16 protein-coding genes and 2 tRNA genes are annotated in these 26,310 nt (G+C 38.4%); 10 read left to right on the forward strand and 8 right to left on the reverse strand.

The annotated features are described in order from the left end of the window. The 4 genes from tamL to ccoN form a co-directional block, all read right to left on the reverse strand. Positions 1-2,328, reverse strand: coding sequence for a translocation and assembly module lipoprotein TamL (tamL, locus tag N0B48_RS11755; RefSeq protein WP_259838983.1), 2,328 nt, complete (start codon positions 2,326-2,328; stop codon positions 1-3). Next, on the reverse strand, positions 2,328-7,358 hold the full coding sequence (locus N0B48_RS11760) for a translocation/assembly module TamB domain-containing protein (RefSeq protein WP_259838984.1): 5,031 nt from the start codon (positions 7,356-7,358) through the stop codon (positions 2,328-2,330). Before N0B48_RS11760 ends, tamL begins: the two co-directional genes overlap by 1 nt. 469 nt (positions 7,359-7,827) lie before the next feature. After that, positions 7,828-8,715, reverse strand: a complete 888-nt coding sequence (locus tag N0B48_RS11765) for a cbb3-type cytochrome c oxidase N-terminal domain-containing protein (protein WP_259838985.1) — start codon at positions 8,713-8,715, stop codon at positions 7,828-7,830. Between the two features lie 19 nt (positions 8,716-8,734). Then, on the reverse strand, positions 8,735-11,014 hold the full coding sequence (gene ccoN / locus N0B48_RS11770; protein ID WP_259838986.1) for a cytochrome-c oxidase, cbb3-type subunit I: 2,280 nt from the start codon (positions 11,012-11,014) through the stop codon (positions 8,735-8,737). A gap of 186 nt (positions 11,015-11,200) precedes the next feature. Here ccoN and N0B48_RS11775 point away from each other — a divergent pair, with 186 nt between their 5' ends. The 6 genes from N0B48_RS11775 to N0B48_RS11800 all read left to right on the forward strand — a co-directional run bounded on the left by N0B48_RS11775 (position 11,201) and on the right by N0B48_RS11800 (position 16,797). Next, on the forward strand, positions 11,201-11,494 hold the full coding sequence (locus N0B48_RS11775) for a helix-turn-helix domain-containing protein (RefSeq protein ID WP_259838987.1): 294 nt from the start codon (positions 11,201-11,203) through the stop codon (positions 11,492-11,494). Positions 11,495-11,611: 117 nt separating this feature from the next. After that, positions 11,612-13,039 carry an amino acid permease gene (locus N0B48_RS11780; RefSeq protein ID WP_259838988.1) on the forward strand — a complete coding sequence of 476 codons (1,428 nt, stop codon included), beginning with the start codon at positions 11,612-11,614 and terminating at the stop codon, positions 13,037-13,039. Positions 13,040-13,239: 200 nt separating this feature from the next. Next, positions 13,240-14,040, forward strand: a complete 801-nt coding sequence (locus tag N0B48_RS11785; RefSeq protein ID WP_259838989.1) for a GLPGLI family protein — start codon at positions 13,240-13,242, stop codon at positions 14,038-14,040. 109 nt (positions 14,041-14,149) lie between these two features. After that, positions 14,150-14,971, forward strand: a complete 822-nt coding sequence (locus N0B48_RS11790; RefSeq protein ID WP_259838990.1) for an AraC family transcriptional regulator — start codon at positions 14,150-14,152, stop codon at positions 14,969-14,971. A gap of 109 nt (positions 14,972-15,080) precedes the next feature. Beyond that, complete coding sequence (locus tag N0B48_RS11795; RefSeq protein ID WP_259838991.1) at positions 15,081-15,695, forward strand: hypothetical protein; 615 nt, start codon at positions 15,081-15,083, stop codon at positions 15,693-15,695. A 4-nt stretch (positions 15,696-15,699) separates the two neighbouring features. Further along, on the forward strand, positions 15,700-16,797 hold the full coding sequence (locus tag N0B48_RS11800) for an agmatine deiminase family protein (RefSeq protein WP_259838992.1): 1,098 nt from the start codon (positions 15,700-15,702) through the stop codon (positions 16,795-16,797). 59 nt (positions 16,798-16,856) lie between these two features. Here the strand turns inward: N0B48_RS11800 and N0B48_RS11805 are convergent, their stop codons facing one another. From N0B48_RS11805 to N0B48_RS11815, 3 genes are all read right to left on the reverse strand, one after another. After that, positions 16,857-20,876, reverse strand: a complete 4,020-nt coding sequence (locus N0B48_RS11805) for a T9SS type B sorting domain-containing protein (protein WP_259838993.1) — start codon at positions 20,874-20,876, stop codon at positions 16,857-16,859. A 561-nt stretch (positions 20,877-21,437) separates the two neighbouring features. Next, positions 21,438-21,508 (reverse strand) — tRNA-Gln (locus tag N0B48_RS11810). A 507-nt stretch (positions 21,509-22,015) separates the two neighbouring features. Continuing rightward, positions 22,016-22,086 (reverse strand) — tRNA-Gln (locus tag N0B48_RS11815). Positions 22,087-22,186: 100 nt separating this feature from the next. Here N0B48_RS11815 and N0B48_RS11820 point away from each other — a divergent pair. The 4 genes from N0B48_RS11820 to N0B48_RS11835 all read left to right on the forward strand — a co-directional run bounded on the left by N0B48_RS11820 (position 22,187) and on the right by N0B48_RS11835 (position 25,557). Next, positions 22,187-23,221, forward strand: a complete 1,035-nt coding sequence (locus tag N0B48_RS11820; protein WP_259838994.1) for an AMP-binding protein — start codon at positions 22,187-22,189, stop codon at positions 23,219-23,221. Between the two features lie 39 nt (positions 23,222-23,260). Next, positions 23,261-23,653 (forward strand): alternative ribosome rescue aminoacyl-tRNA hydrolase ArfB, encoded by a 393-nt coding sequence (gene arfB, locus N0B48_RS11825; protein ID WP_259838995.1) that lies wholly within the window; start codon positions 23,261-23,263, stop codon positions 23,651-23,653. Between the two features lie 369 nt (positions 23,654-24,022). Then, positions 24,023-24,403 carry a GreA/GreB family elongation factor gene (locus N0B48_RS11830; RefSeq protein ID WP_259838996.1) on the forward strand — a complete coding sequence of 127 codons (381 nt, stop codon included), beginning with the start codon at positions 24,023-24,025 and terminating at the stop codon, positions 24,401-24,403. 179 nt (positions 24,404-24,582) lie between these two features. Continuing rightward, positions 24,583-25,557, forward strand: a complete 975-nt coding sequence (locus N0B48_RS11835) for a deoxyhypusine synthase family protein (protein ID WP_259838997.1) — start codon at positions 24,583-24,585, stop codon at positions 25,555-25,557. Between the two features lie 385 nt (positions 25,558-25,942). Here the strand turns inward: N0B48_RS11835 and N0B48_RS11840 are convergent, their stop codons facing one another. After that, the gene (locus N0B48_RS11840; RefSeq protein ID WP_259838998.1) at positions 25,943-26,089 is read right to left on the reverse strand and encodes a hypothetical protein; all 147 of its coding nucleotides are present in this window, start codon (positions 26,087-26,089) and stop codon (positions 25,943-25,945) included. Positions 26,090-26,310 lie beyond the last annotated feature (221 nt).

Raw genomic sequence — 26,310 nt, forward strand, 5'->3', positions numbered from 1 at the left:
TTAGAAAGGATATCCGATGGCTATATTTAAAACTAAATTATCTTTTCTCCATTGTGAATCTCCGAAATTAATCCGGTTAAATGCCCATCGGTCTCCTTTTTCGTAATAAGGAACACGCAATGGCATGGCAAGATCCAGCCTCAAAATTAAGATAGAGAAATCAAGTCTTAGACCAACTCCGGCTCCGACTGCAACTTCGCTTAAAAATTCCTTAGAAAATTTAGCACCCGGTCTTTGGGTATCTTCATTAATTAACCAGACATTTCCTGCATCTGCGAAGACGGCAACATTTAAAAATTTATAAAGATTAGCACGGTATTCTGCATTAAGTTCCAGCTTGATATCTCCGGACTGATCAAAATAATAACCTGATTTAATAGTTCTTGGGTCAAAACTTCCTGGGCCTAATGTTCTTGCTCGGAAAGCTCTGATACTATTACTTCCTCCGGAAAAGAACTGTTTGGAGAAAGGAATATTTTCTGAATTTCCGTACGGATAAGCTATCCCGCCAATAAATCTTGTGGCTAAAGAAGTTTTTTCTGTGAACTTATGATAAAGCCTGAAGTCATTTTCTATTTTGGCATATTGACTGAAAGGAATTCCGAAAATCTTTTTTTCTTTTCCTTTTTCAACATTGGCGCCCGTTACCAAACCTGTAAGATTTCCTGCCAGATCCAATGTTCCTTTATAGTAAATGGTAGTAGGCTTGGACAGCATTGTATTGGTATAGGTATAAGAATAGGTAGGGCCAAAAATAAGCTGCTTTTGAACAACCCTTTGCATGGCATCACTGTTAGCCGATATTGAGTCATATAAAGCGGTAACCTTGGTAGGAGAGACCAATGTGACATCCAATATCTTCAGATCATGTTCCTTTCTCACATTTTCCTTCCATAAATACCCAAATGATGCACTGAACGTATTAAGCGTATAATACTCGGTACGGTTTTGAAATTCAAATCCTAAATTGATATTTGTTCTCGGAACAAAAGCACTTGAAGAATTGAAGCGGAAAGGGGCTACGATCCTTGGAATGGAAAGCTGTACGGTTGATCCCGCACGAAACAGATTTTTTGCATTTTCCTGACCGCCCATCTGGAAATCGAATGCGCCGTAAATAGCCGCTTTAAACTGTTCGGCTCCTCTGAAAAAGTTTCTGTGGGTCCAGTTTAAGTTCAATTCACTACCTGCATAATTGGCGGAATTGGTTCTTCCCAAAGCTTCCAGCCTCAACGACTGAATTTGTCTTGGGGTCAGTAAATAATACGCATCAAACTGATGTTTTAATGAATCTGAAACAATGAATTCATTTTTTACAAATTTGAAAACACCCAGACTGATCAGACGGTTAAGGGTAAGATTGTGGTTGGAACGGTTATACAGATCTCCTTTTTTAAAGTACAAAGCTCTGTCGAAGATTTTTGGTTTAAATTTATGCTGCGGATCGATCACATAAATATCATCATATGCATATTTGGAAAGCGAATCAGGGTTCATCGGAACGCTGTATTTGCCTCTCTTGACATCCTGAATATTATAATTCGGAAAAACGATCACTTTGTCGATGCTGAACTGATCAGTTGCCAGATCCGGAGTGTCTTCTTTTAATTTTACGTTAAGCTCAACCTTATGATTTTTGCTTACCGTACTGTCAGCCTGAACAAGAATATTGTCCGGACTGAAATAATAGAATCCTCTTTCCTTTAAGCCGTTATCTATTCTTTCTCTCTCATTTTTAATCACATCGAGATCAAAAGGTTTTCCGGATTTAAGCAGCGTTTTATTGGCCAAATTTTGAATTTCCTTATTCACCAGTGAAGAGTCTTGCTGAAATTTAACATTGCTGACCAAATATCTTGCACCGGGTCTTAAGGTATAAATAACCTGCGCTTTTTTGTTTTTGGAAACCGTATCATAGGTAGCTTTTGCATTAAAATAGCCTTTGTTTTCAGAATAATTTTCAATGATCTTTCTGTTGAACTCACGATCTACATCTCCCAGCAATACAGGTTTTTCACCCACTTTATATTTTAGCCAGTAATTAAAACCTTTATCTTTTTTAGGTTCTTTGGCGATATTGTAGAAATATAATTTCGGACGGAGACCTAATAACGTGGAATTAGGTTTAGGAACTAAATTCTCCTCCAAAGCAGTCTTCAGTTCCTTTTTCTCTTTCTTCGAAAGACTGTCATTTTCTATTTTTACTTCCCCGCCGGTATACAGCATCTGTCCCTGCTTCAGATATTTCGTATTGCTGCAGGAAAGACTAGCTGCGGTAAGGCCCGAAGCGAACAGATATTTACAATATAGATTAAGTCTGCTTTTCATTATTTAAATTCTACCACTTGGTTATTTTTGTTTTCTTTTTTGCGTCTCTCTTTCTTGGTTTTTTGGAAGATCTCACGGAATTTATCATAGTCTAAAGTGATGATAAAACCTACTCCCGTTTCTATGATCTGTCCCTGAAGAGCCACCTGATATTCATCCTTACGATAGGCACGAAGCATATATCTTCCGTCTTTTGAAAGGCTGTAATCTACCGTAACATTTCCCGCAATATTCGTTGTGCTTTCGTTTTGGCGTGCTTCACCTTCCAAGGCAAAATTACTTCCCACGGAAACTTTCAGACGGTCATTCAGTAATTTTTTACTTACTCCAACATTCAGATCCGTTCTTGTATTTTTCTTCCCGGTTGAATAATCTTCGGAAGAATCAAGACCTAAATCTATATCCACTCCTTTGATTAAACCTGAGGCAAGATTGTTCAGCTGTTGCGAAAGAATTTTACTAACACTTTGTCTGGCCATCATTTCAGCAGACATTCCCGCACCGGATTCAAAAGGATTTTCCCCAATGAAACGGTTCAGCAGAAGAAGGGCAAAAACCTGCTTATTCATTTCAGATTCCTGAGTTCTCAGCTGGGTAAGCTTTTGATCAACAATATCTTTTACCGTAGACGAGATCGCATTATTTTTTTCGTCCGTCGTGATATCAAAACTGATCTGTGGTTTCAGAAGTTCACCTTTCATTTTTAGTAAAGTATTGAAAGGGATTCTCTGTTTAAACTGGTTCAGTATGGAAGCATCTTCGCCACTCACTTGTTGCTCAACAAGATCAATAGGTGGAGCTTCCGTTTTATAGACAGCGGTAATATCCATAATAGCAGCAGTCGGTTCACCAGTCCACGTAATGGTACTTCCTTTCTGGATATCAAATTTACGTTTCAGAAGACTTACAGAAAGTTCATAAGACCCTTTTTCCACTTCATAAACCCCTACAAGCGTTGTTTTTCCTGAAGGATCAATTCCACCGGTCAGTTCTGCTTCACCCTGAAGTTTTACAAAATCTCCGTTAGCTTTATCAATCACAATGGACATTTTAGCTTCCTTGCTGACTTCAATATTCACACTCACGTCCATTCCTTTGATGCGGCTTTGAGCTTTCAGAGAATCAGCTTTAATGGTTTTGTTTAAAACAACCTGATCCTGATCAATGAACTCGACAATTCCGTCTCTCTCCTGTACTGAAGGGCTTGATTGCGGAAGGACAAAAGTGAAATCAGTGTCATCAGAAACGGCCAGTCTGCCGTCCACTTTCGGAAGATCCAGGTTTCCGCGGATATGAAGTCCTGCATCAATCGCAAGAATTCCATACATCATCGCGTCATTGGATTTTTCTGAATTCACGACTTTGAAGTCTTTGGCATTCACATCAAGATTAAATGCGAAATCCCTGTAGGTCTGAGTAAGAACCTGTCCGTTGATCACAAGAGAATTTCCGTCCTTATCGTTGATTTTAAATTTATTAAATTCAATACCACGGTTGGTGAAGTCAATTTCATCATTCAGTTTTCTGAAATCACTGCCGGTTTTGGCAATTTCCAGCCCTGCATCATTGAATTTTACTTTACCTAAAATATTCGGTTTTTGTGTATTTCCGGTGATCTTTAAATTTCCTGAAATATAACCTTCCGTATTCGTTATCGCATTCATGGAGAAGCCCTGAACACTCTTCATCTGAAGCTTATTGATCGCCATATTCAGATCAAATGTGCTTGAAGAAGTATTGTAATCTCCAAGGATTTTCACATCATTATCATTTCCGGATAAGGCAACATCAGCATTTAAAATATTCGGTGAAGAATTATTCACTTTAACCGCCATATTTCCAACCGCATTTCCATACACGATCAGATCTGTAATGTTAAGGTCTGAAGTGAAGGTCATATTTTTCGTGACATCACGAAGCTGAGCTGTTCCGTTGATTGTTCCTTTTGCCAGAACCGTATCTTTTTTAATCAGTTCGGTAATAGTTTCGATTTTAAAATCTTTCAGGGCAACATTCAAAGGACTGGCTGGACTTTCAGTTTCAGACTGCAGTGAGATCTGGCTTCCTCCGTTTGACAAAACAAAATTATCCGCTAAAATCCCTTTGCTGCTGATCTGGATCTTATTGTTTTCAGCAACATTCCAGTCCGAATAATTAAGTTTTAAACCATCCGGGTTCAGAGATATTTCTGTGATATCATTGAGCGATTTGGCCTTTCCTGCAATAAGGAACTGCGTAGCATCTTTGTCGTCTTTGGTGGTAATATTATAATTGATGGTATTATCCGCTACATCTCCGGTCACCGCGATTTTTTTCAGAGTGAAACTGGAACTTTTTAAAGAACCTGCATTGAGACTGTACTGTAACGCCTGATTTTCATTGGTTACTTTTAACGCGACATTTTCCAGCGAATTTTCACCATATAATAATTGCGGGATCTGCCCGTCTATTTCAATTTTTTGAGAATCAGCATCATAATTTCCGGCTAAATTGATCGTTTCAAAAGTTTTCAGCTCCGGAACAAATTTCCTGATCAGATCATCATTTTTAATCTTGGCATTGAATGTGAAAAACTGTCCCGGATCAATTTTCTGACCTTTAGCAGGCTTCTGGAACTGGTAATACTGATTAATGGTCTGCGTTAAAGCACCAAAAATCTGGGTCAGTTTATATTTTCCTTTTAATGAAACATCAGCAATCTGAGAATTGAAAATAATCTGCGTGGAATCCTGTGTAGAAGACGCTTTTAGATTAACTTCCTGAACAGGATAGACTTCTTTGGTATCTGAGAATGCAAAATCTTTTAAGTTTAAATAACCGTTCAACGCATCCGGATCAAGGCTTGTGAAATCTCCGTCGATCTTTCCTGCGATAATCATTGGTTTCTCGTAGAATCCAAGTTTATTCACATCAAGCTTAATCACTTCACCATTAATCTTTACCGTAGGATTTTTTTTATTGTAAACTCCCGAAGCTATTAAATTCAGATTCGCATTCGGATCTTTTGAATTTAAAACGATATTATAAACTCCTTTATTAATTTTACCCGTCAGATCCATATTCTGGTACCGGTATCCTTTGTAAACAGCTGATGCTACATGACCTTTAAGATCTGCTTTTGCATTTTTGAAGTCAAAGCTTTCCCCTTTGGCGGAAATCTGAGCGGTAACGGCTCCGACATCTTTATTCTTAATAATTTTTCCGACCTGGATCGCCTGAAGATTAGCTTTTACATCATATAGCTCGCGGTTTTTTCTGCTCATGTCCACATCTGCCACAATAGCGGCATTTCCAAGAGTAGAGTAGAGGTTCAGGTCTGCCTTCACGACTTTCGTTGTTCCTTTCGCACTTCCCTTGATACTGAAGTGGGAAGGCAGGGAGATATTGGATGGAATGGTATTTTTCGGAACCAGATTGTAGACCGTTTTAGCTTCTGCTGAAAATTCTGCAATCCTAAGATCATAGTACAGGTTTTCAGGTTTCATTGCATTTTTGATTCTCCCCGATGCCGCCACTCTCAACTGGTCCAGACCTGACACTTTAAGATCTTTGATCAGTAAATCATTGACGATTCCCTGAACATTGGCGTTCACATTCAGAATTGCGTTCGGGTATTTATTGAATGGAGCAGTATTTCGTAATGTCGGAACAATATTCAGGATATCTGCGAAACCTATTTTGGAATCTTTGATATTGGCTGAAATTTTTACAGCACCCGGATTTGAAGTCAGCTGATCGAGGGATTCATAATTTAAAATCACCTCATCACGGATCAGGGTTTTCGGAGTTTGGAGATAAAGATCTTTCAGATAAGCCTGTTTTTCAGCATACACAAAATCGGTATTGAATTTCTGGATATCCAGGCCTCTTCCTTCCTGAATTTCTGCTGAATTCACGGTTCCTGCAAACGTATTGTTCTCCATTTTAAAGCTTCTTACTTCCACGTTCATTTTAGAAAAATTCATGTGGTTGAAATCCATTCCCTGTTTGGTTGGAGCAATTGCGGTATTGTTGTACACAGCTTTTACGTCATTCAAAACCAGTTTTCCAAGAAGCACTTTCATGGCTTTATCCTTGTCCGAAACTTTAGAAACTTCAGGTTCTTTTGTATCCTTCGGATTGGCATTTTGGGCAGGAATATAAAGGTTGGCATTAATGTCTGCTCCGGAAAGGAAAACATTGGAAATATTGTAGGAATTGTTCTCAAGATCAAGTTTATTGACCTTCGTACTTAATTCTTTGAAGAGAACTTTTGCAAATGTTTTGGTATTGTCATCGCCATAATCAATATCGAAATTGGTCAGTTTGATTCCTCTCAGGCCAATATTCATCGGCTTTTTATCGTTGAGAGAATCTACCTTTTTCTCTACTTTTTTAGAAACCTCTTCAATAAGGTCTTGTTTTAATTTTAATTTCAGTCCGTCAAGATTAATGTCATTAACGGCATAGGTATTTTTATTAAGGTCAAAAGTTTTAACTCTCGTATCAAATGATTTGAAATATAATTTAATATCGTTCTTCGACTGCTGATCGTTGAAGGTCACCCCAATATCTTTTAAATTGATCTTATCAAGAGAAATAATAAAAGGTTTGGAAGAACTTTCCTCTTTATCGCTGGTCGCAAAAGCATTGATGATATAATCGAAATTGAATGTTCCGTTGGGTTTCCGTACCACATTGGCGCGGGCTCCCTCAAGATCCACCGAAGTAATGTCGGCCGTGGAACTGATGAGCTTCATCATATTAAGACCTACATCCAGCTTTTTAACAGCAAGAAGGGTGTCCACATCTTGTCCTTTAAGATAAAGATTTTCCATGACAAGACTGTTCGGGAATCCTATATAAACCCTTTCCAGACTTACTTTGGTCTTGATTTTTTTCTCAAGATACACGACAAGTTTGTCTTTGATGAAATTTTGAACGGCAGGAAGCCTCAGACTTAATATCAGAAGGGTAACAAAAACCAATATCGAAATAAAGGTTATTGCAATACGCTTTAAAATTTTTCTTTTATTGATTTTTAGTTTCAAATGCGATCAGGTTTCTAACAAAGATATGAATACTATTTTATTAGTTCTTTGTTGTGGTATCCTGTTACAAGTACAAAAATCCTGCCTTGGCTGTCCTGATATGGAATTTAGTTGAGTAGTTGTCAAGTGAATATGTTGATAAAGACAACCAAGGTTTGGATTTTTTTTAATAAAAGCCCCCTTTATATCATTTTAACGTTGAAAAGGTTAGCAAAAATGAAAATTCAAATGTTAGATAAGTTTCAAAGGGGGCAAGGAATATATGGAGATAATAAATTTTTGTTAATTATTAATAAGGGATTGGAAGCTGGAAGAGGGAAGCTGGAAGTTTTTATTGCGCACTCATTTTGATTGTTGTTTTAAAATTTAATGATTTGGCTTAAAAAAAATTAATAAAACTATGCTGTAGATTTGTTTTTTGACCTCAATAACTTCCCTCTTCCTGCTTCAAACTTCCAGACTATTAAAACTAATTGTTTCCGTTTTCCCATTTCACCTCTTCACCCTGAGCAGCGGCACCGCCCTGAGCCGGAGTGATAGGAGAAGTTTCCTGGTTGATGTGATAGATATAGGCTGCAATCTTCTCAGCATCTCTTCCTGTAATGGTTCCGTCTTTGATGAAAGGACGCATCGTTGGATTATTCGGAGAGCCGTTTTCAAGCATCCAGAAGACGTTTTTAAACAGACTTTTTTCTTTGATGTTGATCCAGTGGGTATCTGTGAGATTCGGTCCGATGCCTCCTTTTCCGCCGTCACCATGGCAGGTTACGCAGTTGGTTTTAAATAATTCCTGACCTTCAGCGATATGATCTGCGCTGTATTTTGCATTTTCCAGATTGATCTGAGGAGCATTTTTTTCGTATTCTTCGATGGAGGCAAGCATGGTTTTCACTTCTTTGTCATATTCAGCTTCCGGATGAGCGTATTCTGTAAAGGCAAAAGCCATCAGATACACGACACAGAATATACATCCAAACCAGAACAGACCTATCCACCATTTCGGTAGTGAGTTGTCAAGCTCTGTGATTCCGTCAAAACCATGGTCTATAAGAATGTCTTTTTCTTCGGTTGCAGATTGCTTTTTGAATGCTGAATTCCAAAGCTTCTGATAATACGGAATGTTTTTTTCTGCTAAATATTCCTTCTTTTCCTCGTCTGTCAGCCTGTTGAAACTCTCATTTTCCACCAGATCTCCAATCGAGTTCATGATCAGAAGAAGAATGACAGCGATGAGAGTAAGCGCCCAGAAAAACGGCGAGGAAAAATAACCTGAATCTCCGGCGAACATTTCAAACGCCATGATCGTTAAGCCTATTGTTGTTGCGATATATATTGAAATAGGGGTTCTCTTTTTCATTGCAGTACAATTTTATGGGTTATTCAGCACTTGCGGTCTGGATCTGTGTAGTTTTAATATCGGTACCCAATCTTTGCAGATAAGCGATCATGGCTACAATTTCTCTCTGCTCAAGCGGAACATACGATGCTCCTTTTGCCATTTTTTCTTTTTCCATCTGATCTTTCACATCGGTAGCTTCAGAATAAATTCTCTGTACAATCGCTTTGGACTGGTTGTCGGCCCATTGTCCGGCAGAATCTATTTCCGCTTTTGAATAAGGAACATCGAATACATTTTTCATTAACCTCATCTTGGCAACCATTTGAGAACGGTCCAGCTGATTTGTGATCAGCCATGGGAAACGCGGCATAATGGAACCTGCAGAGGTAATTCTAGGGTTGTACATATGTTTGAAATGCCATGAATCCGGATTTCTACCTCCTTCTCTGTGAAGATCAGGGCCGGTTCTCTTGGAACCCCATAAGAATGGTCTGTCATAAATAAACTCTCCCGCTTTTGAGTATTGTCCGTTTTTACCTTCAAACCTCACGATTTCATCACGGAAAGGTCTGATCATCTGGGAGTGGCAGGAGTTACATCCTTCACGGACATATAAATCTCTTCCTTCCAGTTCAAGCGGTGTGTATGGTTTTACAGCCGTGATCGTCGGAACACTTTGTTTTAAGGATAAAGTCGGAACGATTTCTATTAATCCGCCGATGGCTACGGTAATGAAAGCAAGGATAGATAATAGTTTTGGTGTTCTTTCCAACCAAAGGTGTACACCTTCGCCTTCTTTTCTTGCAGTACCAATATCTGCCAGTGCCGGAGCTTCTGCCGGAACGTTTTTCTGGAATGAACCTGATCTTACGGTTTTAATCACATTGATCACCATTAAAATAGCTCCTGAAAGATAGAGAAGACCTCCTAAGAATCTCATTTTAAAGTAAGGAATGATGGCGGTCACCGTATCCAGCCAGTTTTTCCATAACAGAGTTCCTTCCGGATTGAACTGTTTCCACATCAATCCCTGGGTGAATCCTGAGATATACATCGGAACGGCATAAAAGATAATTCCCAATGTTCCCAGCCAGAAGTGCCAGTTGGCTAATTTTTTAGACCATAACGGGGTTCTCCACATGATCGGGATCAGATAATAGACTACCCCGAAGGCCATGAAACCGTTCCATCCAAGCGCACCCAAATGTACGTGCCCGATGACCCAGTCGGTGTAGTGCCCGATTTTATTTAAAGATTTTGTGGCTAATAAAGGTCCTTCGAAAGTAGCCATCCCATAACAGGTAATTGCTACGACGAAGAATTTAAGGATAGGATTTTCTCTTACTTTGTCCCAGGCTCCTCTTAAGGTAAGAAGTCCGTTCAGCATTCCTCCCCATGACGGAGCAATCAGCATAATAGAGAATCCCGTACCTACGGCCTGAGCCCATGCCGGAAGCGCCGTATACTGAAGGTGGTGAGGGCCTGCCCACAGGTATACGAATATCAGCGACCAAAAGTGAATAATGGATAATTTATAGGAGAATACAGGACGCTGTGCTGCTTTCGGCATGAAATAATACATCAGACCCAGTACCGGTGTTGTGAGTACGAATGCTACGGCATTATGACCGTACCACCACTGTACAAGTGCATCTTTTACACCGGCATATACAGAATAGGATTTCCAACTTGTGAATGATAGAGGAACTTCAAGGTTATTAAAGATATGCAGCATCGCTACGGCAATCCAGGTTGCGATATAGAACCAGATGGCTACGTAAAGGTGTCTTACCCTTCTTTTCGCAATGGTTCCGAACATATTGATTCCGAAAATAACCCATGAGAAGGTGATCAAAATGTCAATCGGCCACTCGTGTTCTGCATATTCTTTAGACGTATTGATTCCCATTAAGAATGTGATCACTACAGCAACGATCATCAGCTGCCAGCTCCAGAAATGAATCCATGAAAGCGTATCACTGTACATTCTTGTTTTTAAAAGTCTCTGCATGCTGTAATACGCACCGCAGAAGAAGGAATTACACACAAAAGCAAAAATAACGGCACTCGTATGCAGCATTCTGATTCTTCCGAATCCCATAGCACCCTGCGTGTTGATCAGTCCCTGGATATTTCCGCTTCTCAGACTCTTAATCGTGGTATCATCTGTCCCGAATAAAAACTCAGGCAACTCAGGGTAGAAAAGCATCAGCGCAGCCGAAAGTCCCAGCAGAAAACCGACCAACCCGAATACGATAGTAGCATACAAGAATGCTCTGACAATATTATTGTCATAATTGAATTTTTGCGTCTCCATAATTCCAATTGTTGTTGTACGGAAGTGATATTTATCCTCTGAAATCAGAAGGCAGTGACCTTGATTTGGGTGAAAAAATAAATATCATGTAACGTGTATAATGTTTTGCCAAAGGTATTTATTAACTTTGTGTAAGTCTAGTAGGTATCCTTCTAAACTATACCGAAAACTACTAAAACAAAAACGATGAAAGTATGTGGCCAAAATATCAGGAAAATCCGCAGAAGCAAAGACTTTACGCAGGAGTATATGGCTTTTGAAATGGGCATTTCCCAAAAGGCCTATTCCGATATTGAAAATTCTAAAGTGAAGATCAATCTCGATATACTGACGAAGATCTCAAATATTCTGGAAATTAAGCCTTCTGATATCTGCAGTATTTCACACAAATGTGGAAATGATGGGAGTGATGATCGGTATCAGTCACTTTTAGAGTACATGAAAAACAATAATATTTCAATTCCTGAAGAATATTTATAAGGAAATACCCTGTTTTTACTTTTTAATTCTTTAAAACTGAATCCATTGACGGTTCTTACAGCTTCATAGAAGTTAAATTTCTCTAAAGTTTTATATATTTAGGGCATAATTGATTTTATGAGCAGCGAACAGAAAACGGAGTCCAATGATGGGGCTCTAGTCAGAGGATTAACCAACAGACATATTCAATTAATTGCCCTCGGAGGAGCCATAGGAACAGGATTGTTTCTCGGGATTGGTCCGGCAGCAGTTTTAGCGGGTCCTTCCGTTATTCTCGGGTATGCTTTAGCAGGAATCATTGCGTTCTTTATTATGCGCCAACTTGGTGAAATGGTGGTTCAGGAACCTGTTTCCGGAAGTTTCAGTCATTTTGCCTATAAATATTGGGGGAACTTTCCCGGTTTTGCTTCCGGCTGGAATTACTGGATTCTCTACATCCTTGTAAGCATGGCTGAACTGACGGCCATCGGGCATTATATTCACTTCTGGTGGCCCGAAATCCCGCTCTGGGTTTCCAGTTTATTCTTTTTTATCATGATTACGGCCTTAAATCTGGCATCTGTGAAAGTATACGGTGAAACTGAATTCTGGTTTTCCATCATCAAGGTAGTGGCTATCATCGGGATGATTGTTTTCGGTATTTATTTATTAGTGAGTGGTAGCGGAGGCGATAAAGCAAGCATTTCCAATCTATGGAACGACGGCGGATTTTTTCCCAAAGGTTTCTTTAATAAAGGGGAAGGTGGGTTTTCCGGACTGTTTGCCGCCATGGCGATGATCATGTTCTCTTTCGGAGGATTGGAATTGATTGGGATTACAGCTGCTGAAGCTAAAAATCCTGAAAAAACGATTCCTAAAGCGACCAATCAGGTTATTTACAGGATTTTGATTTTCTACGTAGGAGCTTTGGTTATTTTATTTGCATTGAGCCCGTGGAGAGAGATTACAGAAGGAACAAGCCCGTTTGTGATGGTTTTCCAGAATTTAAATGGATTTGAATTCAATATATTCGGAAAGGTGATTCAATTCAATGTTTTAATTGCCAATATCCTTAATCTGATCGTTTTAACGGCGGCTTTATCAGTGTACAACAGCAGTGTTTACAGCAACAGCAGAATGCTGTTCGGATTGGCTCAGCAGGGAAATGCACCGAAGTTCTTAAAGAAACTGAATAAGAACAGTGTTCCTACCAATGCAATTCTGATCTCTTCCTGTTTCGCCGGAATCTGTATTATCATCAATAAACTGGTTCCTGAAAAAGCATTTGAATATTTAATGGCTCTGGTGGTTTCTACGTTAATTATCAATTGGCTGATGATCTGCTATACCCACTTGAAATTTAGAAAGGAGAAAGATAAAGCTGGTGTGAAGACCTTATTTCCCTCCATATTTTATCCGGTTTCGAACTATATCTGTATTCTGTTTTTAGTCGCGATTTTGGTATTGATGAGCATTACAGGAATGGAAATTCAGGTGATCTTAATTCCAATATGGCTTGCGTTCTTATTCCTGATGTTTAAATTATATAAGCCTAAAATCAAGTGATAAACTGTACAACAGATTTACTTAATAATATAAAGGATGGATTTTGATCTGTCCTTTTTTGCGTTTAAATAGAATTCAGAACACTTGTCCTTTTCATTGAAATTATGTAAGTTATTTAAGTTTTTTGAGCCTAAATTTGACTTGGTCGAATGGGGTGTCTCCGATTCGAATAACAAGTCCAAAAACTTAACCCAGACTTTATGAAAACAACAGACCAATTGAAATTTATTTTCTTTTTTTCAATAGTATCAACCTTTTGTTTTTCACAGAAGTTTAGTTTTATTTATGAAACTAAATTTAGATCTGCTAAAGGAAAACCTGATGATATTTATAAGGATCATATGGTGCTGGATTTTGAGAATAATATTTCTATTTTCCGGGAATCAATGGCTAGAAAAGCTGATTCCTTGTCGTTCATTAATAAAAATGGAGGCTATAAAATGGGGGTTGAAAATCAGTTTTATGTTAAAAAAGATATTAGCAATAATAAAACAAAAAAAATGATTACTTATTTACATGCAAATTATCTTATTCCTATTGATGAACCATTAAACTGGAAAATCTCATCAGAACAAAAAACAATCGGAAAATATAAATCACAAAAAGCAGAAGTTAATTATGGCGGTAGAAGCTGGATTGCCTGGTTTACTACAGAATTACCGTTTAATGATGGCCCGTATGTTTTCAATGGATTGCCCGGTTTAATTATTTCTATTGAAGATACAGAACATGACTACACATTCAATTTAGTGCAAATAAAAAAGGGGGGCGATTGGTTTGATGCAAGAAAAAAAGCCATTACCATCGATTGGACAAAATATGATCATCTCGGAAAAACATATTATAATGACCCCTGGAATTCTAAAACTGCCGGGAAAGTTACATTTTATGATCCTCAGGGAAAAGAACAGGATATGAACGAAATGATCAAACGGGCACAAAAATCTATCCTTGAAGATGATAATCCGTTAGAGCTGAATCATAAAATAAATTATAAATAAAAGCTTTTTACGATCTGTATCAGCTTTACTTTAGAACTGCTATTTGTTTCAATAATTTGTTGAGTACTCAACTGAAAATATTTATCTTTAGAGTACGTAAGCCAATCCATTGGCAAAATATAAAGCCGTGCAGATCAGTTTTAATGAAATACAGAAGATTGTTGATCATATCGAAGAAAACTTTGACAGAGAGATCACGGCCGATGAAATAGAACATCTGTCGCAGTATTCTTACCGTAATTTTCAAAGGATTTTTTTTAAGATCTTTAAAGAAACCATCTCCGGATTTCAAAAGCGTCTCCGTCTGGAAAAATCGTATAAAAAACTGATCTACACCACTGATAAAATCTCTGATATTGCTTGGGAAGTAGGTTATTTCAATATCCAGTCTTTTTCAAAAGCATTTAAAAAACAGTATCAGATTTCACCAGCAGAAGCCAGAAGTCAGAAGCAGGAGATTTTTAAAGAATTTCTGGACAGTGAAGCTGCTGATCTGCAGTATGAAATAAAATACAAGGATGCGGTTTCCGTGTACTGTACATTCATTAAGGCTAAAGATTACAATAATCAGGAGATTAATGATTTATGGACCACGATTGAACAGCAAAACGGAGATTCCTTTCCTGCTTATGGAATTATACGGGATCAACCGCTGATCACCAACCGTTCCCACTGCAGATATGGGGCGGCTATACTAGATACTGCGCCGGGAGCTTCAGGATTTCAGAAAACAGAAATTTTTGGAGGGAAATACATCCGGTTTACTCATTACGGATCTTTTGACAATATTTTAGAAACTTACCGGGCCTTTTACCGTTTTTGGCTCACCCGACCAGAACTCCTGCTTGATAATTCGGATGTTATAGAAGAACATGTGCAGTCTGAAAAGGGAGAAATGATTACCCATATTTATTTTCCGCTGCATTCGTAAGGATGTCCTTTTAGGACAAGTTTTGTTTTTCTGATGATCTAATTTTGCCCCAGATAAATACTCCAACTGATGGAATTTATCCCGCAAAATTTTTAGAAAACAGGACAGAATGAAAAAAAATGTATGCCTCTTTATTGTATTAATTTCATCTTATGCACAATCTCAGGTTTCCATCCAGACTTATGGCGGAAATAAGGAAGCTGAGGTGTTAGGAATTTATGATAAAGATTTTAAAAACAGATGGAATTATTTCGTTTCCGGAACGGCTTCTTATGATTATGAAACACGAAAGGTAAGTCCGGCAGTGCATCAGAGTCTTAATTATTATGTTGGCAGCAACTGGGGCGCTTCCGCGGGGGTTTATATTTCAGACGAAGATGTGATGCCTTCACTGGGATTGGCTTTTGTGAAAGAAACCCGAACTTTAGGAATCAACTTATTTCCTGCCGTTACCTATTCTTTGGATACCGGAAAAGCAGGATTGGGACTTTACACTCTGTTGGAATACACTCCTAAATTGAATGAACGGTTTAATTTCTACAGCATGCTGATGGTAGAATCTGATTTCAGTTTTCAGGAACATCAGGCCAGCAGCCAGATCATCCGTTTGGGATTGGAAAACAGCAAAAAAATGCAGTTCGGGATAGGGAGCAATATTTCCCAGACCGGAAGTACTTTTGAAACCGATATTAATTTCGGACTATTTATTGGAAAAAAATTTTAATGATATGAATCAATTATTAGCACTCACCCTTTTATTTAATGTAACATTTTGTATGGCACAGACGTATCACTTCCCCGAAGAATCTTCACCTCACGAAGGAACATGGCTGCAATGGCCACACCATCACCAGCATGGCGCTGAATACCGGAAAAGAATAGAGCAGACGTGGATTGACATGACACGTGAGCTTCAGTCCGGAGAAAAAGTTCACATCATCGCTTATGATGATAAGGAAAAGAAAAGAATTTCCGATCTGTTGGAAAAAAATAAAATCTCTTTAAAAAATGTAGATTTCAAAGTATATCCTACCGATGATGTCTGGGTGAGAGATAACGGTCCTATTTTCGTGAAAGATAATAACGGACGTGTACTTATTGAAGATTGGGGCTTTAATGGCTGGGGAGGAAAATACGATTCCGAAAATTGTGATGAAATTCCTCAGCGAATAGGAGCGGATCTGGGCATTAAAGTGATTGATCTGAACGAAGAAATGGTGAATGAAGGCGGATCGGTAGAGACCGATGGAAACGGTGTTCTGATGGCCTGTAAAAGTTCTGTGATCAGTCAGAAAAAAGGATCTACCCGAACGAAAGGGATTACACAGCAGGAAGCTGAAGAAATGTTTGAAAAATATTACGGTGTTTCAAAGGTTATCTGGCTTGATGGTATTACCGGACTGGATGTGACCGATATGCACATTGACGGTTTTATGAAATTCATCAATCACAATACCATGATCACGATGGACGAGGACGGTCTTTTTGAAATGGGACTTACCGATAAAGATATCAATACCTTGTACGCAGCATCCAATGCAGACGGAAAAGAATACAAAAAAGTATATCTGCCGGCAACAAAAAATAAAGTAAAAACTGCTTATGGAAAGCAGCTGGAAGAAAAAGGCTCTTATATTAATTTCTATGTTGCCAATAAAGTGGTTTTGGTTCCCAACTATGGCGATCCAAATGATAAAGTGGCTAATGAAATGATTCAGAAACAGTATCCTGACCGAAAAGTCATTGGAATTGATGTGAGAAATTTATATGAAAACGGTGGAATGATTCACTGTGTAACACAACAACAGCCTGCCGGGAATTTTTAGAATAAAATATTTACCGTATAATGATAAAAAAAATGCAGACATCAATGTCTGCATTTTTTTTAGTCTCTGTTTTTTAATAAAATCCATCCGGATAATTCTACCGGTTTTTTACTTATTTTATCTTCCCAGAACAGAGAGTACCAGTAAGTGTCGGTAGGAAGAGGTCTGCCTAAATATTCACCTTTCCAGATGGTGTTTTTAGGATCAATCTTGAAAATAGACTTACCGTATTTATCAAATATACTCCCTCTGAAACTTCCATATCGGCTGATAACACTGAAATCGATCACGTCATTCTTTCCGTCATAATTCGGGGTGATGACATTGGCCATAAAGAAAGTGTAATATTCTCCGGTAGCGTAGCAGGAGGTTCCTTTGGTTCTTACTCTGATAAAATACTGGGTATTCTTGAGAACAGGAGTGAAAACGTTAGAATTTTGCCATGTAAAACCACCGTCAATAGAATACTCCAGCGGAAGATTAGAGTTGTTGGTAGCTTCAATAATCAGGGTATTATTTTTATAAGTTATTGCTTTGATCTGAGGAACCATAATATAGGAAACCTTTGCTGTAAATGTTTTAGAGCATACACCGTTACTGATCCTTACACTATAAGTACCGGCAAGGGTCACATCAATGGTTTGTGTGGTAGCTCCGGTATTCCAAAGATAGGTGTAACCAGTACCGGAACCGGCATCTAAAATAATCTTATCCCCCTCACAAAGCTCGGCATCTTTCAACGCAGATACAATTTCAGGAACGACTTTGATGGTAATGGTTGCAGGTGATTGTGCCTGACAACCGTTAAATCCCGTGCCGGTAACACTGTAAGTTGTTGTAGTAGAAGGAGAAACGGTCTGGATGTTTCCATTACCGGGAAGACTGTTCCATATATAGGTAGAAGCACCTAAAGCAGTAAGGGTAACAGACTGTCCTTTACAGATTGTAAGTTGTGATGCACTTATAGAAATAACAGGAGAATTAGTGTTTTTAATAACGGTTACAGATCTCTGTTTAACACATCCGAAAGGGGTATTACTGGTAATGGTAAGCGTATAGGTTCCGGCAGCATTCACTGTTGGTGTTAAAGTATTGGCCCCCGAGACAATATTTCCTCCGGCTGATGCTGTCCATAAAAATGTTGCACCCGGCTGATAAACAGAAGCAGAAGCATTGAGCATGATCTGATTATTGGTACATGTTATAGATTCAGGAGTACCAATATTGACAATGATGATAGGATCCATGGTGACAGTAACTGACTTTTGGTAGTGACATCCCGGAGGCGTTGTTACAGTGACCGTATAAATTCCGGGCGCAGCAACCGTATTGGATGGTCCGGTAGTACCGTTTGACCACGTGAAAATATTTCCGGAGCTCGCTGCTGTAGCGGTTAATATAGTCGGAGAACCTTGGCAGAAAGTCAAGTTCCCTGCAATTTGTATATTAGGATCTGTGTCCTGAGTTAGGGTAATGGAAGACTGCTGGCTGGTGCAGCTTCCGTTGGTATTGGTCAGGGTGTAGGTTCCGGGAGTATTAACTGTTATAGATGGCGTAGTAGCTCCCGTAGACCATGTATTTCCCGTTGCATTACTGGAAGTAAGCGTTACACTTGCTCCGGGACATATAGCGTTGGCAGAGGCTGTGATAATTGGAATCTGTGTCTGAGTGACGATCAGTTGAAGTTCCGCAATTTTTGAACAATCTGCTGATTGTACTCTGACATAAATCACGGCATTTCCTGAAGTATATGCAGAAGGATTAGCTATTGTATTTGCATTTCCCGCTAGGGCATCCGCCTGAGTGATATAATAAGCAAAAGTAACACCGGGAGTTGTGCTTATAGCAGGCTGAGCTGAGGTCAGATTAAATAGAGCAAAAGCTGTCCCCGAGCATTGGGTTAAACTTGTATTCTGAGTCACAGGAACATTTCCCTGAATAACCACAGCAGATTTCTGATACCGGCATTCTGCAGGTGTTTTTACGGTTACCGTGTAAGTTCCCGGTGCAGTAACGGTAATAGCAGGAGTGGTAGCTCCCGTAGACCATGTATAAGTATTTCCTGTTCCTGTGGAAGAAGCTGTAAGCTGGGTCGAAGCCGTGGCACATAAGACCAGGTTTCCTGTGATCTGTACATTAGGATCTGCATCCTGAGTTAGGGTAATGGAAGACTGCTGGCTGGTGCAGCTTCCGTTGGTATTGGTCAAGGTGTAGGTTCCGGGAGTATTAACTGTTATAGAAGGAGTGGTCGCTCCCGTAGACCACGTATTTCCTGTTGCATTACTGGAAGTAAGCGTTACACTTGTTCCGGGACATATAGCGTTGGCAGAGGCTGTGATAATCGGAACCTGTGTCTGAGTGACGATCAATTGAAGTTCTGCAATCTTTGAACATTCTGCTGATTGTATTCTGACATAAATCACAGCATTTCCTGAGGTATATGCAGAAGGATTGGCTATTGTATTTCCATTTCCGGCTATGGCATCAGCCTGACTGATATAATAAGCAAAAGTAACACCAGGAGTTGTACTTATGGCAGGCTGAGCTGAGGTCAGATTAAATAGAGCAGAAGCTGTCCCCGAGCATTGGATTAAACTTGTATTCTGCGTTACAGGAACATTTCCCTGAATAACCACAGCAGATTTCTGATACCGGCATCCTGCAGGTGTTTTTATAGTTACCGTGTAAGTTCCGGGTGCAGTTACGGTAATAGCAGGAGTTGTCGCTCCCGTAGACCATGTGTACATATTTCCTGTTCCTGCGGAAGAAGCTGTAAGCTGGGTCGAAGCAGCGTTGCATAAGACCAGGTTTCCTGCGATCTGAACATTAGGATCTGTATCCTGAGTGAGGATTATGGATGACGGCTGACTTGTACAGTTTCCGTTGGTATTGGTCAGAGTGTAGGTTCCGGGAGTATTCACTGTTATAGAAGGAGTGGTGGCTCCCGTAGACCATGTATTACCCGATGCATTACTGGAAGTAAGCGTTACACTTGTTGCGGGGCATATAACGTTGGCAGAGGCTGTAATTGTGGGAACCGTGACATGAGTGATATTCAGTTGTATTTTTCCATCACCATTGTTACATAAGCCGGAAGAAGGGTCACTTACCACCACTTTAATCGTTGTATTGGCTGAATATTGGAAATTGGTAGGATTGGCAATAGGGGTCGAACTTCCTGAAATAAAATAGGTAAAGGTGTAGTTTCCAGGGTTGTTAACGAATTGCGAATTAAAAGAGGTTAAATTTATGGTGTTGCTTCCCGTTGAAGAGCTGACGCATAAAGATGAAGTGACGGTGTCAGTCAGAATAGGAACTTTGTCCACGAAAATCTTAACGTTTTTAATAGAATGTCTTGAAGTGGCACAGCCTGTTGCTGCTGAAAAACCGAAATATCCCTGTGATAGCCCTACTGCAGCTCCTGAAGGTGAAAAAGACTGATTAACAATAACAACACCGTTAATCTTTACCCTGATGATCCAGTTTCCGGGATTGGCAGGATCATTTTCGCCGGTTGCTTCCACATGTTTATAGGTAGAGCCTACAAACGGCAGGGTCTGGTTGAGATTGGGAGAATGGAAAGTGCTTCCCGGAGTATTGTTATATTCAATATTGCTTCCCGCGATATTATTGGTTCCGTATAGCAGGTGTACCTTACTCATGGCGTGCCCGTTGTCATTGTTGTATGTATCAAAACCTACCATCAAGCCCGATGAGTTGCTCGGAATTCCAAGACCGGCTCCCGTTACAAATCCTGAAGGAGGATTGGCGAGATACCAGAATGAGAATCCATCCCCTTTTCCGCAGGAAGAAGTGCCATTTCCGTCAATTCTGAAATCAAATTCTACTTTCCATTTTTCACAATAGCTTAAGGTAATGGGATTAGATCGTTTGATTGCTCCAAATTGGGAGACCTGATCTGAAGTGAGTTGTATAAAATCTCCGTTGACGACACTTGATACGAGATCCCAGCCGGTAGTGTTTACAGGGTTTCCTGTAAGCTGATAAGTTTGTGAAACTAATTTTTCAGAACAAAATAACAAAGTAGTTACAAAATAAATAAGTAATTTTTTTTTCATCGGTGTGTTTTTATTTGTGCTAAGTTGAATTGAAATGTTTAATTGGTGTTCAGGTCATACTTTTAATTTTTTTGTTGTACTAAAAACCAGCCCGATTTGATAAAAACATCAATACACGGACAGGTCTGAATAACGCCAAATATAATAATATAAAATGATGTTTTTGATAATTTTAGTATTGATATTCAGTTGATTATGTTTTATTTTGAAATCTGAATGTTGATTAAATTCCTTAAATCTGAATGAATTATTTTTATTATTTTACGATATATGTTTTTGGGCATAAATTATTCAATTGACGAATGGATGAGAAAAAGAAAAATATAAACTATTGTGTAATAAGATGTTTAAAAAAATAGTGATTTATAGATTTTGATATTTTTTAATGATCTACTAATGAATTTTATGTTGAATAAAATGTATTGTTGAAAAAAGAATTTTTTTTTCAGTGAGAATCTTAGAAAAATCAAGAAATTTGAGATGGAAAATATACGATCAGAAATATTAGGATCTATACTTCTATTTAAAACAAAAAAACCACCCTTAAAAAAGAATGGTTTGTAGACCCACAGGGATTCGAACCCCAACTGATGGTACCAAAAACCAGAGTGCTACCGTTACACCATGGGTCTGTTTTATTTTGGTGGTGCAAATTTACAATTTTTTTCTTTACAGGCAAGAATCTCCCGTAAAAAGTATGGAATTTTTAAGTGATGAAAAGGTAAACGACTATGTTTTGATGACTTAAGATTTATTTTTTTAATGTAATTATCTTTCCTGATGTCACGGCAGAATTATAGAGCAAACAAAAATGAATAGCTCTCGCAGATTATGCGGATAGAGCAGATTATCAAAATTAAAAATCAGTATCATTTCCATAAGAAGTATGATTCTTTTTCTTTAAATCATTATATATCCATTTCCTTCATCAGAATCAACTTCGTTGATTCCGTCTTTGCTTCCCTTTATAAAGTGTTAGAATACATTTTCTTTGCGTTAAAAAAATAATCTTTATCTGCTTTACAAGTTTTACAGATGATTCTAAATTTTGAATAACTTTAATCCATCACAAATAATGGAAATGGCAGAAACGGAAAGTTTATAAAACAAAAAAACCATCCTTAAAAAAGAATGGTTTGTAGACCCACAGGGATTCGAACCCCAACTGATGGTACCAAAAACCAGAGTGCTACCGTTACACCATGGGTCTGTTTTTATTTTGGTGAGGCAAATTTACAGCTTTTTTCTTTAGATACAAGAACTTTTTAAAGTTTTTTTTACATTTACATCACTTTTTATATACTACAATCATGCGGATAGACTTCAATAATCTCAATATTAATAATTTATCATTTCAAACGGATTTTGAACAGAAAACCAAAAATTTTCTGGACGAATGGTTTTCCGATGGAAATACGGTAAAAGTGCAGACCTCCGGTTCTACAGGAACACCGAAAGTTTTTGAAATCGAGAAAAATAAAATGGTCAATTCTGCGTTGATGACCTGTAATTTTTTAGGTTTAAAAGAAGATGATAAAGCCTTATTATGCCTTCCGGTAGAATATATTTCCGGTAAAATGATGATGGTTCGTTCTATAGAAAGACGATTGATGCTGATTATTTCAGAGCCATCTTTGAAACCGGTAGAACATTTAAATGAAGTAGTAGATTTCTGTGCCATGACTCCGCTTCAGGTGGAGAATTCGTTGGACAAGCTACATTTAATTAAAAATTTAATCATCGGTGGAGCTACAGTTTCAGAAAACCTGAAAGAAAAAATTAATACAGCAGCTCAGCGTTCCCATACTTCAAACCGTATTTTTGAAACCTATGGAATGTCTGAAACCCTTTCCCATATTGCCTTAAAACAGCTGATGCCTGAACCCGAAGATTATTTCACCGCTTTTGAAAACGTTTCTATCAGTACAGATGAAAGAGGTTGCCTGAAGATTTTTGCTCCCAATGTGAATGCTGAAGTGCTGCAGACTAATGATTTAGTTGAAATTAAAAATGAAAAGCAGTTTAGATTTTTGGGAAGAATTGACAACGTGATTAATTCCGGAGGCGCGAAAATTTTTCCTGAAACCCTGGAAGCTTTGGTCAAAAAAGAAATTCCAAACGAAGCGGTATTCATTGGTATAAAAGATGAAAGTCTTGGACAGAAATTAATATTGATCATAGAAGGAGAAGAATCTGCGAATTTGGTTGAGAAAATATTTGAAATATCTTTTGAAAAGAACTTTCACAAACCCAAAGAAATTATTTTCACTGAAAAGATCCCAAGAACACCGAATGGTAAAGTAAACCGAATAGAACTCCATAAAATAATAAGCGAAGGCTTATAATCTTTTATCTTTACGCTTTAATCTATCAGTCTCTATCCTATGAAAGACTTCTCAAAAGAACTCAGCTTTAAAACTTCCCGCAGCAGTGGAGCAGGAGGCCAAAACGTCAATAAAGTCGAAACCGCTGTAACGGTTCTCTGGTCTGTTGCCGAATCTGAATTCTTCAATGAATACCAAAAAGAGCTGATCCAGAATAAATTAAAAAACAGGATCAACGCTGAAGGCTATTTATTTCTGACTGTTTCAGAAAGCAGGACCCAGTTGATGAATAAAAACAAAGCGATTGAAAAAATTATTGAGATCGTCAATAAAGCTTTAATTGTTCCCAAGAAAAGGATCGCAACTAAGCCTTCCAAAGGACAAAAACAGAAAAGACTGGATACCAAAAAGAAAATTTCCGAGAAGAAGGATAACAGAAAGTTTAAATTGTAAGGGTACGGGTTACGAGATATGTGGTTGCGAGTTTAAAATGGTTTTCTTCCGTATGTCGGGATTTTTGAGTATCTTACGGGTATTATTAATACGATTTAATCTATGACAGCACATATTTCTTTATCTGCAGACTGCCATTCCAATGGTCTTTTGCTGTCGCTGTTATATTTACATACAGATTCTTTTCTGAAGAGTTCTAAGGACTTTATCAATTAAGCCCTGTCAGGATCCACGACAGGGAAACATTCCGATCTATTTTACCTATTATTTTTTTGCAGTTTTCTACAGGAGAAAAACTGAACAGAAGTGTCATCCTGCATTGGATCACGAAGAATAACTGCATTCATTAATTTTTAAAACAAGTAAAAAATGTCTAAACCTATTATACTCACCACCGGAATTTATGATGCGATAAAAGATACACTCAGAAGAAAAAAAGTAAGTATGGCTGAAGAAAAAAGGCTTGCAGAAGAGCTTAGAAAAGCGAAACAGGTTTTGAGAAGAGATCTTCCCGCCGATATCGTAACGGTTGACAGAAAAGTGACCATCAAAGATCATACGCAGAATTTTGAACATGAATATATTTTTGTGGCTTCTGCAAAAGCTAAACCGGCTAAGAACAAACATTCCATCTTATCGGATATCGCCTTGGCAACGGTAGGATATAAAGTGGGAGATATCATCGACTGGCCTTTTAGAGAGGGCGAAAGAAAGATTGAGATCTTAAAAGTAGAATCTTGTCACGGGTAATCCCTGTGTAATCTATATTGTTAGAGAAAGTACAGCTCCAGGGCTGTACTTTTTGTATAAAACCCTGATGAAGGCAGCTCTATTTATCATTTGTTAAAAAAGGATGTTCAGAGGAGAGTTTCTTTACGTACTCATGTTGCATTCCGTTTTTAAGTTTTATCTTTGCAAAAATTAAAAAAATGAGCAAACCGATTTCTGAATTTATAGAGAAATATTACCTGCACTTCAATGCGGCTGCATTGGTAGATGCATCTAAGGGGTATGTTGCACATCTTAAAGATGGCGGAAAAATGATGATCACTTTGGCAGGTGCTATGTCTACTGCTGAATTGGGGAAAATCCTTGCAAAAATGATCCGTCAGGGAAAAGTTGATTTTATTTCTTGTACAGGAGCGAATCTTGAAGAAGATTTGATGAATCTTGTGGCACATTCTCACTACGAAAGAGTTCCTCACTACAGAGATCTTACGGCTCAGGACGAGTGGGCTTTATTAGAAAGAGGGTTAAACAGAGTTACCGATACATGTATCCCTGAAGAAGAAGCTTTCAGAAGACTTCAGAAGCATATCGTGGATATCTGGAAAGATGCAGAAGCTAAAGGTGAGCGTTATTTCCCGCACGAATTCATGTACAAAATGATTCTTTCAGGAGTTCTTGAGCAGTACTACGAGATTCCAAGAGAAAACTCATGGATGATCGCTGCCGCTGAGAAAAACCTTCCAATTGTAGTTCCGGGATGGGAAGATTCTACGATGGGTAACATCTTCGCTTCTTACTGTATCAAAGGTGAGCTTACGGCAACCACTATGAAATCAGGAATCGAGTATATGATGTATCTTGCAGACTGGTACACTAAAAATTCAGCTGGAAAAGGAGTTGGTTTCTTCCAGATCGGAGGAGGTATCGCAGGAGATTTCCCAATCTGTGTAGTACCGATGCTTTATCAGGATATGGAAATGCATGACGTTCCTTTCTGGTCTTATTTCTGCCAGATCTCGGATTCTACCACATCTTACGGTTCATATTCAGGAGCAGTTCCAAACGAGAAAATCACTTGGGGTAAACTGGATATCACTACACCGAAATTCATCGTTGAAAGTGATGCCACCATCTGTGCACCATTGATGTTCTCTTACATTCTAGAAAATTCTTAAGAATACATTTCTTATCAAAATACAAACGCTTCAATTCACTTTGAAGCGTTTTTTTGTTCTCACACCGGCATTGCGAGCGAAGCGAAGCAATCTCTTAATAATCTTAATGCTGAACTTTTTCTTAATGGTTTTTACTTTGAATCATTAAGAATTTTAAGACCGTTAAATTGAAGCTTTATTATTAATTGTGATTGATTTGCTTTGTTCGCAGTGACATATAAGTTGTAATCATGAATACATTAATACTTTTTACATCATAAAAAAAATGGCGTGCCCCTCACCACCCCAATCCCAAACCTCGGGTCGGGCTGCTCCGGGCTCCACTTCGTTCCGGTACGCTGTACCGCTCGCTGCGCTCGCGCCCTCCACATCCCTCACGCGGAGGTCAGTCAAGGGAATTCACCAGCACAAAATAACGGTAGGCCAGAATTCCTTTCTCTATTTTACTGAGACGGTTCGGATCTTTATTGCTCAACTTGGGAAACATCTTTTTATTCACTGCATTCAGCAGTCTGAAAAATGATTTTTTCATATCTTTATAGTTAAAATCAAACATCATTGAATCATTAAGAGTTCAAAAATGATGCAGAAACGGGTTAAAATGTATTTAATCTGCGTTCGGGATGAGAATTTAAGATGAAAAGGTTGGAAGCTGGAGGATGGAAGTTACTATCAGGCAGTACATATTTAACAATTCTTTTTAAATATATTGAAGTCGTTTTAAAAAGATGAATAAAAATACCCCGGTACTTC

Source organism: Chryseobacterium herbae, from assembly GCF_025154075.1.
Classification (GTDB): Bacteria; Bacteroidota; Bacteroidia; order Flavobacteriales; family Weeksellaceae; genus Chryseobacterium; species Chryseobacterium herbae.

What these genes read in the sequence shown, in the direction of transcription:
- N0B48_RS11805 (WP_259838993.1), bottom strand. Translation starts at nt 20,876, where the DNA reads ATGAAAAAAAAATTACTTATTTATTTTGTAACTACTTTGTTATTTTGT.
- N0B48_RS11775 (WP_259838987.1), top strand. Translation starts at nt 11,201, where the DNA reads ATGAAAGTATGTGGCCAAAATATCAGGAAAATCCGCAGAAGCAAAGAC.
- N0B48_RS11820 (WP_259838994.1), top strand. Translation starts at nt 22,187, where the DNA reads ATGCGGATAGACTTCAATAATCTCAATATTAATAATTTATCATTTCAA.
- N0B48_RS11795 (WP_259838991.1), top strand. Translation starts at nt 15,081, where the DNA reads ATGAAAAAAAATGTATGCCTCTTTATTGTATTAATTTCATCTTATGCA.
- N0B48_RS11765 (WP_259838985.1), bottom strand. Translation starts at nt 8,715, where the DNA reads ATGAAAAAGAGAACCCCTATTTCAATATATATCGCAACAACAATAGGC.
- N0B48_RS11785 (WP_259838989.1), top strand. Translation starts at nt 13,240, where the DNA reads ATGAAAACAACAGACCAATTGAAATTTATTTTCTTTTTTTCAATAGTA.
- N0B48_RS11835 (WP_259838997.1), top strand. Translation starts at nt 24,583, where the DNA reads ATGAGCAAACCGATTTCTGAATTTATAGAGAAATATTACCTGCACTTC.
- tamL (WP_259838983.1), bottom strand. Translation starts at nt 2,328, where the DNA reads ATGAAAAGCAGACTTAATCTATATTGTAAATATCTGTTCGCTTCGGGC.
- N0B48_RS11800 (WP_259838992.1), top strand. Translation starts at nt 15,700, where the DNA reads ATGAATCAATTATTAGCACTCACCCTTTTATTTAATGTAACATTTTGT.
- N0B48_RS11780 (WP_259838988.1), top strand. Translation starts at nt 11,612, where the DNA reads ATGAGCAGCGAACAGAAAACGGAGTCCAATGATGGGGCTCTAGTCAGA.
- arfB (WP_259838995.1), top strand. Translation starts at nt 23,261, where the DNA reads ATGAAAGACTTCTCAAAAGAACTCAGCTTTAAAACTTCCCGCAGCAGT.
- N0B48_RS11830 (WP_259838996.1), top strand. Translation starts at nt 24,023, where the DNA reads ATGTCTAAACCTATTATACTCACCACCGGAATTTATGATGCGATAAAA.
- ccoN (WP_259838986.1), bottom strand. Translation starts at nt 11,014, where the DNA reads ATGGAGACGCAAAAATTCAATTATGACAATAATATTGTCAGAGCATTC.
- N0B48_RS11840 (WP_259838998.1), bottom strand. Translation starts at nt 26,089, where the DNA reads ATGAAAAAATCATTTTTCAGACTGCTGAATGCAGTGAATAAAAAGATG.